Genomic DNA, 13,153 nt, shown 5'->3' on the forward strand with positions numbered 1-13,153 from the left:
TAGCTACTTTTTAATATCAAATCTCTCGGACTTCTTTTTCCGACATTTAGGACTTCTAATTTCTCAAAAATCATTAATTTCGCACTTCGATTAGAATTAAGGAAATAATGAGATTTACTGAGTATAAAGGACTTGACTTATCAAAAGTTGCAGAGGAAATCGGCAATTATTGGAAAGAAAACGACATTTTTGATAAGAGTGTGACCACAAGGGAAGGCAAAACGCCATTTGTGTTTTTTGAAGGACCTCCTTCGGCGAACGGACTACCTGGAGTACACCATGTTTTGGCACGCGCCATTAAAGATATTTTTCCACGTTACAAAACCATGAAAGGCTTTCAAGTAAAACGAAAAGCAGGGTGGGACACGCACGGTTTGCCAATTGAACTTGGTGTGGAAAAGGAACTTGGTATTACCAAGGAAGATATCGGTAAAACCATTTCCATAGAAGATTATAACGCTGCCTGCCGTAAAGCGGTGATGCGTTACACTGATGTTTGGAATGATCTTACTGAAAAAATGGGTTATTGGGTAGATATGGACAATCCGTACATTACTTATGAGCCAAAATACATGGAGAGCGTTTGGTGGTTGCTCAAACAAATCTATGATAAAAAACTTATTTACAAAGGGTACACCATCCAGCCTTATTCACCAAAAGCAGGTACTGGATTAAGCAGTCATGAGCTCAATCAACCAGGCACTTATCAAGATGTGACTGATACAACTGCTGTAGCCCAATTTAAGGCCAACGCAGATTCACTTCCAGATTTTTTACGAGATGAAGGTGATATCTACTTTTTAGCTTGGACAACCACGCCTTGGACATTACCAAGTAATACCGCATTGACCGTTGGGCCAAAAATTGATTATGTATTGGTGGAAACCTATAACCAATATACGTTTGAGCCACTAAATGTCATCCTTGCCAAGCCTTTGGTGAACAATCAATTTGATGGGAAGTTCAAAAAGGTTGAAACGAAACCAGAGTTGTTGGAGTATACTTCAGGCGATAAAAAAATCCCATATTTCATTGTCAAGGAATTCAAAGGAAAAGACTTAGTCGGAATTACCTACGAGCAATTATTGCCTTACGCACTTCCGAACGACCATCCAGAAAATGCCTTTAGAGTGATTTCTGGCGATTTCGTAACCACAGAGGACGGTACTGGAATTGTCCATACCGCCCCAACTTTTGGTGCAGACGATGCCTTGGTCGCCAAACAGGCTGTTCCTGAAGTGCCGCCAATGTTGGTAAAGGATGAAAACGGAAATTTGGTGCCACTTGTAGATCTCCAAGGACGATTTAGAAAAGAGGTCAAGGATGAACTTTACGGTTTTGCTGGAGAGTACGTCAAATCAGAATACTTAAATGATGACGAATTAGTTTCTGAATACGAAAAGCAGAAAGTGAGTCTACAATCTGTGATCTCCAATCTTAAGGAGTATTTAAGTGTAGATGAACGTTTGGCACTCAAATTAAAAAATGAAAACAAGGCCTTTAAGGTCGAGAAATATAAGCACAGCTACCCAAATTGCTGGCGTACGGACAAACCAATTCTGTATTATCCATTGGATTCTTGGTTCATTAAAGTGACCGATGTCAAGGATAGAATGTTTGAACTGAATGAAACCATCAATTGGAAACCCAAATCTACGGGAACAGGCCGTTTTGGAAATTGGTTGGCCAATGCGAACGATTGGAATTTATCACGTTCACGTTATTGGGGTATCCCATTACCAATTTGGAGAACCGAAGATGGCAAGGAGGAAATCTGTATTGGATCGGTTGAAGAATTGAAAGATGAAATGAAAAAAGCCGTAGAGATGGCATATATGCCATCTGACATTTTTGAAGATTTTGAAGTTGGAAACCAATCGGAAGAAAACTATGCAAAAATAGATTTACATAAAAATATTGTCGATGACATCATTTTGGTGTCCCCATCAGGGAAACCAATGCAGCGTGAAGCCGACTTGATTGATGTGTGGTTTGATTCTGGCGCGATGCCGTATGCGCAGTGGCATTATCCTTTTGAATTGCCTCCTAAATCCTCCAAAGGAGGACTTTCAGCTACTCCTGGATATCAAATGGCGCGTAAATCATCGTATCATTTAATCAATGAACTTAAAAAGGATAGATTAAAACATCCTACAGAAGCAGAGAAAATTCTTTGGGATTGTTTAAAAACAAAACAATTAGACGGAAATAAATTTAGAAGAGAGCATATCATCGATGAGTTTATCGTCGATTTCATTTGCTTATCAAAACGTCTGATAGTAGAAGTTGATGGTGGATACCATAACGATCCCGAGGTTCAAAAATCCGATCAGTTACGAACTGAAATCCTAAATGATTTGGGATATAAGGTCATCCGATTTTCAAATGAAGAAGTTATTGGTGACATTGAATCCGTATTAAATAAAATTAAAGAAGCCTTGCGTATGAGTTTTTCCCCTTTGGGGAAATTAAAAGGGGCTTTCCCTGCTGATTTCATCGCAGAAGGTGTTGACCAAACCCGTGGCTGGTTTTATACACTACACGCTATTGCTACCATGGTTTTTGACTCGGTAGCGTATAAAAACGTAGTTTCTAACGGCTTGGTGTTGGACAAAAACGGACAGAAAATGTCCAAACGTTTGGGGAATGCTGTAGATCCTTTTACCACTTTAGATGATTACGGTGCAGATGCGACGCGCTGGTATATGATTTCTAACGCCAATCCGTGGGATAACCTAAAATTTGATTTGGAAGGCATTGAAGAGGTGAAGCGCAAGTTTTTTGGAACGCTTTACAATACGTATTCCTTCTTCTCATTGTATACCAATCTCGATAATTTCAATTATTCTGAAGCTGAAATACCTTTGGAAGATCGGCCAGAGATTGATCGTTGGATTCTATCGGAACTACATACATTGATTCAAAAAGTTGATGAATATTATGCAGATTACGAACCGACAAGAGCTGCTCGTGCTATTTCAGACTTCACACAGGACCATTTAAGCAATTGGTATGTGCGATTGAGCAGAAGACGCTTTTGGAAGGGCGATTATCAACAAGATAAAGTTTCGGCTTATCAAACCTTGTACACTTGTTTGGTGACCATCGCAAAACTGGGCGCCCCCATTGCACCGTTCTATATGGACAGGCTTTATCTCGATTTAAATGCAGTGACTAAAAAGGAGACTTTTGAAAGCATTCATTTGTCAGATTTCCCCATCTATGATGAGACACTTGTTGATAAGGAGTTGGAGCGGAAAATGGAAGCTGCACAAAGCATTTCTTCTTTAGTACTATCGTTAAGAGCTAAAGAAAAAATCAAGGTACGACAGCCTCTGCAAAAAATTATGATTCCAATATCAAATGAAGCTCAGAAAAACGAAATTTTAGCCGTGTCAGATTTAATAAAATCTGAGGTTAATATCAAGGAAATTGAAGTATTGGAAGATGCTTCCGATATTTTGGTGAAGCAGATAAAACCTAACTTTAAAGTGCTTGGACCTCGTTTTGGACAGGACATGAAGGCAGTAGCTCAGGCAATTGCAGGTTTTGACGCCGAAAATATCCGAGAAATCGAACAAAACGGTACTTTCGATATGGAAGTTAATGGAAAAAGTATTAAATTGGAGCTTTCTGATGTAGAAATTACCTCACAAGATATTGAAGGTTGGCTTGTTGCAAGCTCAGGTCCATTAACCGTTGCTTTAGATGTGACTATTACAGATGAATTAAGAAAAGAAGGGATTGCAAGAGAATTGGTAAACCGCATCCAAAATTTAAGAAAGGATTCGGGATATGAGCTTACTGATCGGATTGTAGTTCACTTCCAGAAAGATGAACATATTATTAACGCAATAAACAAGAACTTAGATTACATAAAAACCGAAACCTTAACCGAAAAGTTGGAAATTTTGGAACACTTAAATGACGGTATAGAAATTGCTTTTGACGATGTAAATACCAAGTTGTTTATTAAAAAATTTTAAAATTATGGCTGTAGATGCAAATGTTAGATATTCTGATAAAGATTTAGCAGAATTTAAAGTATTGATTCAAGAAAAAATTGAAAAAGCAGTACGAGATTTAGACCTGATCAAAAGTGCGTATATGAATGACCTAAATAATGGTACTGATGATACGTCGCCTACCTTTAAGGCTTTTGAAGAGGGCAGTGAAACGATGAGTAAGGAAGCTAATTCGCAATTGGCAATCCGTCAAGAGAAATTTATTCGTGACCTCAAAAATGCTTTGATACGAATAGAGAACAAAACCTATGGCGTGTGTCGAGTGACCGGTAAGTTAATCGGTAAGGAACGTTTAAAGCTTGTGCCTCACGCTACCTTGAGTATTGAAGCAAAAAATATGCAACAGTAAAATTCCCATGAAAATGGTAAATCGGAGATTCAACGCAGTTAATCTCCCGAAAATGGGAAATCAAGGATGCAGCTTGGTTCGTTCCAAGAAAACATTTAGATGACTTTTAAACAAACAACACTTCTTAAACAGGAGTGTTTTTTTTTTGTTGATTTTGTTATTAATGTGAGGGTTTCGATTATAATATTATTTTTACACTTTGTTTGGAATTAGAGCGCCAGAATTGGAATTATAAAAATTTCAAGAATAATCATCATTAAAAAAGACGCCCACTTGCGTGGGAACTATTATGTCCTTAAAAAAAGCGACCCTTATAATTATCATCATTTTATTGATTGATCAAATTAGTAAATTTTACATTAAAACCCATTTTGCCTTACACCATAGGGTTGAAGTGTTCGATTGGTTCCACATCTTATTTGTGGAAAATGATGGGATGGCTTGGGGCACAAAACTAAGTGATTTTATTACTGGTATATCCGATCGTACGGCAAAATTGACACTGACGATTTTCCGGATTGTGGCGGTGATAGGAATTGGCTACTGGTTGGTTGATTCAGTAAGGAAAAAAGGTCCCAATATTCTAATTGTGGCCATCGCCCTGATTTTTGCCGGTGCCTTGGGCAATATCATTGATTCGGTTTTTTATGGCATTGTATTCGACGATAGCTATAGTCAGGTGGCGTCGTTTCTTCCAAAATTGGGTTATGACACTTTATTTCACGGAAAGGTAGTAGATATGCTTCACTTTCCAATTTGGAAGGGCGTTCTACCAGATTGGATTCCATTTTTTGGAGGTGATTATTTTACCTTTTTTGAACCCGTATTCAATGTGGCCGATATGGCCATTAGTACAGGAATTGGAATGTTGATCGTCTTCAATAAAAAAGCATTCCATCAAGAAGAAGAGGAAATCACGGACGCTGCTTAATTGGAGAAAGAATAAACCGTATTTGGGGTCACGCAATAATCTAAAGCCACATCACTGTCCAAAACACCTTCAATTTTATCTTCCGCTTCAAATAGTGAAAGCCCTATTTTTAAGGTTTGAGGTTTGCATTCTGAAAGGAATTTATCGTAAAAGCCCTTTCCATAACCAACGCGATGTCCTCGTTTGTCAAAGGCTAAAAGCGGCACAAATACCACATCTATTTTATCAGAACCAATTTCAATACCATCAACCGGTTCAGGAATGTTCCAAGAGTTTTTTTTGATCACAGTATTATCCAATAAGAGATAATGAATCATGCTCAAACTTTCAAAATGGGTCTTTGAAATCACAATGTTCTTATCTTTCCCCGATAAAATATTCAGAATATAATCAGTGTTAATTTCTTTGTGTTCCGTAATGCTCAGAAAAACATGATAAAACGAAAAATCCCAAATTGGCAGTTGCAGCAATTGGTTAGAAATAGCCAAACTATTGGTTTCAATGGCTTCTGAAGAAAGTTCATTTCGCTTTTGTTTATAGAGACGTCTTAATTCTTGCTTCGTCATGGTCATTGTATTAATTGCTAACCACCTTGGTTATGTGAAAAAGTGCATCGCCTTGATAGACCAATGAAGCTTCGTTTACATTAATAATGTAGCCATCAAGGGTCGCTTTGACTTCATGGTACACTTTGCCGTAAGGATCAGTAATTTGACCCAAAACATCATCAACTTTAACTTTGGTGTTTACGGAGACTACCGATTTGAACATCCCAGATTGTTTAGCTCTGATCCATTTACTTTCTTCAATAAATACAGTGGGCAGCTTTGGCGCATTGGCTTTAATGCGATGGTGCAACATGCCATAATGTGCCAAAATGCGCTTCACACCTTCCACGCCAACTTTAGAGATGTTGTCATCCACAAAAAATGATTTTCCACCTTCATAAAGTAAAATCGGTTTCCCCAATTGAAAACAGGCATTTCTAAAGGATTTCGCAATATGGTTGGAATACAACACGAATGGCGCTCCAAAAATACGCGCCAAACTATCAAGCTCTGGGTGATTTTTAACAATTCTTATCTGTGCGGCATTAAATCGGCTGGCCCCGCCTGTATGGAAATCGATGATCAAATCCACATCTGGAATAATCTCATGCATGAGCCGGTGGGCCACTCTGCTTGCCAAGGATCCATTAGAAGATCCTGGAAACATTCTATTCAAATCTCGACCATCTGGAAATGCACGATTGCTGTTTAAGAATCCGAAAATGTTCAAAATGGGCATACAAATTATGGTGCCTCGTTTTGGTCTATTAATACGTCTGGCAATTAGTTGTCTGACAATATCAACACCATTAATTTCATCACCATGGATACCTGCAGAAAATAAAATGGTCGGTCCCGGAATTTTGGAGCGTTCGATAATTATCGGAATTTCGATCTTTGTAGCGGTATGGAGTTTAGCAATATTAAAATTGATTTCCCGCGATGCGCCCAATGGAATTTCCTCCCCTAAAATGGTGATTACTTCTTTATTTTCTTTCAGCATAATTAAAGTTAAACGTTACGTTCAATATATCTTATGATGCTTTTGGCGATATCTTTTTTGGTGGCCGCTTCAATGCCTTCAAGTCCTGGAGAGGAGTTAACCTCTAAAATAAGTGGTCCACGGGCAGATTGTAACATGTCCACTCCACAAACACCCAATCCAAGTGCCTTTGCAGCTTTCAAGGCTGCGTTTTCTTCTTCGTCAGTCAACTGAATGATTTCTGCACTGCCCCCTCTGTGAAGATTGGATCTGAACTCCCCGTCTTTACCTTGGCGTTTCATGGCACCTACAATATTCCCATCTACGATAAAGGCTCGGATGTCTGCACCTTTGGCCTCCTTGATAAACTCTTGGATAATGACACGTGCCTGTAACCCATGAAAGGCCTCAATTACGGATTCTGCCGCATTATTAGTTTCTGCCAAAACAACGCCGAGACCTTGCGTGCCTTCCAATAGCTTAATGACTAAGGGGGCTCCTCCAACCGAAGCGATGACTTCAGACACATCTTTAGTGTAATTTGAAAAGACCGTTTTAGGCATTCCCAAACCTGCGCGTGAAAGCACTTGAAGACTTCTCAATTTGTCGCGTGATCTTACCAAGGCTTGAGATTCTACTACCGAAAACACTTTCATCATCTCAAACTGTCGCACTACAGCTGTGCCATAAAAAGTAACCGAGGCACCAATTCTGGGAATGATAGCGTCAACATTCTCTAAAATACGGCCTTTATATAAAATGGCAGGGTTTTTCTTTTCAATAATGATATCACATTTTAAAGGATCTATCACCTCGCAAGTGTGCTTGCGCTGTCTGGCTGCCTCCACAAGGCGTTGGGTAGAATATAAATGAGGGTTTCTGGATAAAATAATAATGTTCATTGGGTCTAATTTGCTTTAAATTATTAGTCGATAAGAATTAATGTGAAAACATAAAAGTGCTCACCCAATGCTTATTTATTTTTGTTGTTATAAGATATGTTTTTTTGGGTTACATCCACGATAAATTTTTTACTTATGAATTTCCGACCAATTAAAATCGGGAATCTCATGTCTTCTCTCGTGCTTAAAGTAAGCGAGATTCGGTATTTTTTCTCAAATAGAATAATGGTAGTCTTTACTTTATACCGTTCTTGGACAAGGCCATTGCTGCTTTTGACTTTTGCCAAGGTGTATTCTTTAAATCTGATTTCCTTTCCGTTATAATGAGGATGGCCTTTATCATAAAACAAACACACCAACTCTTCATTGTCTATCCATACTTTATGCGTATGGATGGAAGAGGTATAGGCACCTGTATCTATTTTGATGTCAATATCAAAAAGATCAAGCAACGGGAAATCTGCTTTGTCAATTCTGCCTATAGTCTTTTTGGGCATCGGTGTAAATTACAATTGGGTCGCAAGATAATAAAAAATCATGCCTTTATATAAAGTCTTAAATTGCTTTCTATTGAAAAGTTTTGAAGATATAGTATCTTTGATTTATGAGTAAGCCTACTTTAGAAATCCAATTGCAGACATTGCCCCATCAACCTGGAGTGTATCAATATTTTGATGCCAACGATAAGATTTTATATGTAGGCAAGGCAAAGGACTTGAAGAAACGGGTCAGTTCTTATTTCACCAAAAATCATCCCGATAACTATCGGGATGGCAAGACCAAAGTACTGGTCAAAAAAATTGTCACCATCAAACATATTGTGGTCGAGACTGAAACGGATGCACTGCTCTTAGAAAACAATCTCATTAAAAAGTATCAGCCACGATATAACGTCTTGCTAAAAGATGATAAATCCTATCCGTGGATCTGTATCAAAAAAGAACGCTTTCCGCGTGTGTTTTCGACACGTCGAATGATTAAGGATGGTTCTGAGTATTTTGGACCCTATACCAGCATGAAAACGGTAAAAACGCTTCTCGAACTGATCAAAGGGGTGTATATGTTAAGAACCTGTAATTATGACTTGGCTCCGGATAAAATACATACCGGTAAATTTAAAGTGTGTTTGGAATACCATTTGGGCAATTGCAAAGGTCCATGTGAAGGGTATCAATCTGAAGCTGATTACCAAGAAGATATTGCAGCAATCAGAGAAATTTTAAAAGGAAATTTTAAAGATTCATTGTCACAATTCAAACAACAAATGAGGACGCATGCTGAGGCTATGGAGTTTGAAGAAGCACAACGCATCAAGGATAAAATAGATATTCTTGAGAATTATCAGGCAAAGTCTACAGTGGTCAATCCCAAAATTAGCAATGTTGACGTATTTTCAATAGTTTCTGATGAAGGCTATGCTTATATTAACTTCTTGCAGCTGTCTTACGGTTCCATAATTCGTTCGCATACTATGGAAATCAAAAAGAAACTGGATGAAACTGATAAAGAATTGTTGCAATTGGCCATTACTGAAATCAGACAGCGGTTCCACTCTATTTGTAAAGAGGTTTATGTGCCTTTTGAAGTTGATTTAGGTGAAGAGCTTAAAGTCACCGTTCCGAAATTGGGCGATAAAAAACGAATTTTAGACCTATCAGAGCGCAACGCCAAATACTACCGGATGGAACGTTTCAAGCAAGTCAAAATTATTGATCCCGATCGTCATACCAATCGGATTATGGCGCAAATGAAAGTCGATTTGCGTCTCAAGGAAGAGCCACGGCATATTGAATGTTTTGACAACTCCAATATTCAGGGCACCAATCCAGTGGCGGCCTGTGTAGTGTTTAAAAACGGAAAACCGAGTAAAAAGGATTACCGACATTTCAATATCAAAACCGTAGACGGGCCAGATGATTTTGCCTCCATGGAAGAAGTGGTGTACCGTCGTTATAAGCGCTTGTTGGAAGAAGAGCAGCCCTTACCGCAACTCATAATTATTGATGGTGGCAAAGGCCAATTGTCTTCCGCCTTAAAAAGTCTGGAGCTTTTAAGTTTAAGAGGGAAAATTGCGATTATCGGAATTGCGAAACGTTTGGAAGAATTATTTTATCCAGATGATCCAATTCCGCTATATTTAGATAAAAAAAGCGAAACCTTAAAAATCATTCAGCAATTGCGGAATGAAGCGCATCGTTTCGGGATCGAGCACCACCGTAACAGACGCAGCAAAGGCGCTTTGACCACTGAGTTGGAGTTGATACCAGGCATTGGAGAACAATCCATAGTGCAATTGATGACACATTTTAAAACGGTCAAAAGAATCAGTAAAGCGAACTTTGAAGAGCTGGAGCCAGTTGTCGGTGCATCAAGAGCAAAAAAAATACTCGGTTTTTATAATAAGTAGCCTACAAATCCCGAAATATCGGGAGGGAAATTAATCTACAAGATTCTCAGTTCAAAGCATTTGGACTTGTAGGTTTAAATAACAAGAAAATTTGAAAAAATTCACTTATATCATCGTTCTTACGCTGTTTATTTCTCTGTCAATGAACGGTCAGGACACCATTCCGCTGAAGCCTCAAAAAACACCTAAAATAGGATTGGTGTTGAGTGGCGGTGGGGCCAAGGGGTTTGCGCATATTGGGGTGTTAAAAGTGATTGACAGCTTGAATATTAAGGTCGATTATATTGCAGGAACCAGTATGGGCGCTATCATAGGTTCATTGTATGCCTCTGGGTATTCGGGCAAACAATTGGATTCCATCTTTAGTTCGCTCTATTTTGATGACGTTATAAACGATAATCTTCCAAGGTCTGCCAAAACATTTTATGAACGGGACAATTCAGAACGGTACGCCGTGACCTTGCCATTCACTAATTTTAAGTTGAAGCTGCCTTCTGCCTTGTCCAGAGGTCAGAATGTATTTAATCTGTTATCAAAACTGACCCTGCATGTCACCGATATTCCTGATTTTGACAAGTTGCCAATTCCTTTCTTTTGTGTGGCTACCGATGTTGAAACGGGCAAAGCTATTATTTTGGATCAAGGAAATTTAGCTCAAGCCGTTACTGCAAGTGGTGCATTTCCTTCTTTATTTCAGCCGGTGATTATTAACGACCAAGTGCTTATTGACGGCGGTGTTATCAATAATTATCCTATTGACGAGCTCAAGGCCAAGGGAATGGATGTGATTATTGGCGTGGATGTGCAAGATGGATTGGCCAAAAGGGAAGACTTGAATTCAGCACCCTCAATTTTACTCCAGATCAATAACTATCGTACGATTAATGATATGATCGAGAAAGTCGAAAAAACCGACATCTACATTAAACCAGATATTACGGATTATACAGTGGTCTCCTTTAGCGAAGGAAGAAAAATTATTGAAAGTGGATTAAGAGCAGCACTCGTGAAACTTGATGATTTGGAACAACTTCCAAAATATAAGAGCTCAAGAGGCATAGAGTTGGACCTCACCTCTAAAGATAGTATTGCTATCAACGAGGTGAAAATCTATGGAAATAACAGATATACACGTGCCTACATTTTAGGAAAAATGAAGCTTGTTGAAGATTCTAAAGTGAGTTATCCCGATTTTAATGAAGGTGTGAACAATCTGGTTGCCACCAATAATTTCACCACTTTTTATTATGAATTCGAAAAGACCGAAAGACCAAATGTTTATAATATATTGGCTACGGTTGATGAAAGTGACGTTACCAGTTTTTTAAAATTTGGATTACATTATGATGATCTGTACAAAAGTGCGGCATTGGTAAACTTTACTAAAAAACGAGCCTTGTTGGATGATGATGTGGTTTCTTTAGATTTGATATTGGGAGACCATGTACGTTATAATTTTGAATATTATATTGACAAGGGTTTTTATTGGAGTATAGGCCTGCGTTCGCGATTTAATCAATTTAGCAGAAATGTAAATGTCAAGTTGTTTTTGGATGATTATGAGCAATCGCTAACGGGACTGAACAAGATTGGCGTTGATCTTCAGGATCAAACCAACCAGATTTATTTACAAACCATGTTTAGAAAGGATTTTGCGCTAGGTTTAGGTGGAGAACATAAACGTTTGAAAATAAAATCAGAAACTGTTCTTGTCAATGTTCCAGGCAAGAAACAATATTTTGAAAATACCGATTATTTATCCCTTTTTGGAACTTTAAGATTCGATACCTATGATAATAAATACTATCCAAAAACCGGGATTTATTTCAGTGGTGATTTTCATTTGTATCTGCACGCATCCCACTTCAATAAAGAGTTCGAAAAATTCTCTATAGCTAAGGCAGATATAGGCTATGCTTTTAAGTTTTCTGATAAATTGTCTACCAATATTTTTACCCAGGGCGGATTTAAAATTGGCGATAATAGTACACAGTCACTTGATTTTGCTTTGGGCGGTTATGGTAATAACTTCATTAATAACTTCATTTCCTTTTATGGCTATGACTATATAAGCATCACTGGAGATAGTTTTGTAAAAGGCACTTTGAGTTTGGATTACGAGCTTTTTAAAAAGCACCATATTACCTTTGCTGCCAATTATGCCAATATTGGATATGGTCTTTTTGATTCAGGCACTTGGTTCTCATCGCCTAATTATTCGGGGTATGCGCTTGGTTATGGACTGGAAACCTTTTTAGGACCATTGGAAGCAAAATACACCTATTCGCCTGAACTTGGTGAAAGTATTTGGCTGTTTAATTTGGGGTTTTGGTTTTAACATTTTCCTGCGCATGCCTCGTCGGCAGATGGGGAGGCAGGAAGCCTTCGGGTTCAGCATTGCTACTTTTGAAATAGGAAGCCTGTACTCGAAAGTTTTTTCGCGTAGTTATATAGAATTGCCCAGAGTTTCACAGAGGAAGCACATAGGACACACGGAGAGATTTTGCTGATATAAGATAGAATTGATGAATTTATTGAATCTGTGGAAATCCGTATGTAATATCTATTTATCTATTACTTTTCTAATCTAAAAGTACACGGAGAGAAAATGGGTTTTAATGGTTATGTGGTATTGTCTAAGCTCTTTTAAACATGGATTTTTAGATAGGTACCAATTGTATATAATATATGGAATTTGCCACTTTCACAACGTATTAGTGTAACAAATTGGAATTTGGAATTTTTAATTTGAATCTTTTTGATTGTATAACCAGCATTCAACGTGATGATTCTTTGTTAAATAATATACATTACAATTCAAATTCTTTTTTCTATATTTGTGACATGACCACACAATCCTGGAATGGTTTACTTCTTTATCTTCAGTTCCTTATGAAAAGGAATCCTGAATAAGCACGTCTTTTTTTATTCCTGCGCAGGCAGGAAACCTTTTAGGTTCAGCGAAAGCTAATCTCATCAATTTCGTATCTTTATAAGTGAACATTCAAT

The 13,153-nt window shown here is 38.0% G+C and carries 9 protein-coding genes; 5 read left to right on the forward strand and 4 right to left on the reverse strand.

The annotated features are described in order from the left end of the window. The first annotated feature begins 107 nt into the window (after window positions 1–107). The 3 genes from ileS (at window position 108) to J4051_RS01960 (ending at window position 5,305) form a co-directional block, all read left to right on the forward strand. Window positions 108–3,986 (forward strand): isoleucine--tRNA ligase, encoded by a 3,879-nt coding sequence (gene ileS, locus J4051_RS01950; protein WP_208232051.1) that lies wholly within the window; start codon window positions 108–110, stop codon window positions 3,984–3,986. 4 nt (window positions 3,987–3,990) lie between these two features. After that, window positions 3,991–4,374, forward strand: a complete 384-nt coding sequence (locus J4051_RS01955; protein ID WP_208232053.1) for a TraR/DksA family transcriptional regulator — start codon at window positions 3,991–3,993, stop codon at window positions 4,372–4,374. A gap of 289 nt (window positions 4,375–4,663) precedes the next feature. Then, entirely contained in the window at window positions 4,664–5,305 is a 642-nt protein-coding gene (locus J4051_RS01960; RefSeq protein WP_208232055.1) for a lipoprotein signal peptidase, read from the forward strand. Here J4051_RS01960 and J4051_RS01965 read toward each other — a convergent pair. The 4 genes from J4051_RS01965 to J4051_RS01980 all read right to left on the reverse strand — a co-directional run bounded on the left by J4051_RS01965 (window position 5,302) and on the right by J4051_RS01980 (window position 8,234). Then, on the reverse strand, window positions 5,302–5,871 hold the full coding sequence (locus tag J4051_RS01965; RefSeq protein ID WP_208232057.1) for a 5-formyltetrahydrofolate cyclo-ligase: 570 nt from the start codon (window positions 5,869–5,871) through the stop codon (window positions 5,302–5,304). The genes J4051_RS01960 and J4051_RS01965 overlap by 4 nt on opposite strands. A 10-nt stretch (window positions 5,872–5,881) precedes the next feature. Then, a complete protein-coding gene (locus J4051_RS01970) occupies window positions 5,882–6,856 on the reverse strand; it encodes a succinylglutamate desuccinylase/aspartoacylase family protein (protein WP_208232059.1) in 975 nt (324 codons plus the stop codon). 8 nt (window positions 6,857–6,864) lie between these two features. Then, window positions 6,865–7,737 (reverse strand): 30S ribosomal protein S6--L-glutamate ligase, encoded by an 873-nt coding sequence (gene rimK, locus J4051_RS01975; protein WP_208232061.1) that lies wholly within the window; start codon window positions 7,735–7,737, stop codon window positions 6,865–6,867. A gap of 71 nt (window positions 7,738–7,808) precedes the next feature. Further along, the gene (locus tag J4051_RS01980; RefSeq protein WP_208232063.1) at window positions 7,809–8,234 is read right to left on the reverse strand and encodes an ATP-dependent zinc protease family protein; all 426 of its coding nucleotides are present in this window, start codon (window positions 8,232–8,234) and stop codon (window positions 7,809–7,811) included. Between the two features lie 107 nt (window positions 8,235–8,341). Here J4051_RS01980 and uvrC point away from each other — a divergent pair, with 107 nt between their 5' ends. Together uvrC and J4051_RS01990 are read left to right on the forward strand one after the other, a co-directional pair. Beyond that, the gene (uvrC, locus tag J4051_RS01985; protein ID WP_208232064.1) at window positions 8,342–10,144 is read left to right on the forward strand and encodes an excinuclease ABC subunit UvrC; all 1,803 of its coding nucleotides are present in this window, start codon (window positions 8,342–8,344) and stop codon (window positions 10,142–10,144) included. Between the two features lie 91 nt (window positions 10,145–10,235). After that, entirely contained in the window at window positions 10,236–12,482 is a 2,247-nt protein-coding gene (locus J4051_RS01990; protein ID WP_317192688.1) for a patatin-like phospholipase family protein, read from the forward strand. Window positions 12,483–13,153 lie beyond the last annotated feature (671 nt).

It is taken from the genome of Gelidibacter pelagius, from assembly GCF_017581925.1.
Lineage (GTDB): Bacteria > Bacteroidota > Bacteroidia > Flavobacteriales > Flavobacteriaceae > Gelidibacter > Gelidibacter pelagius.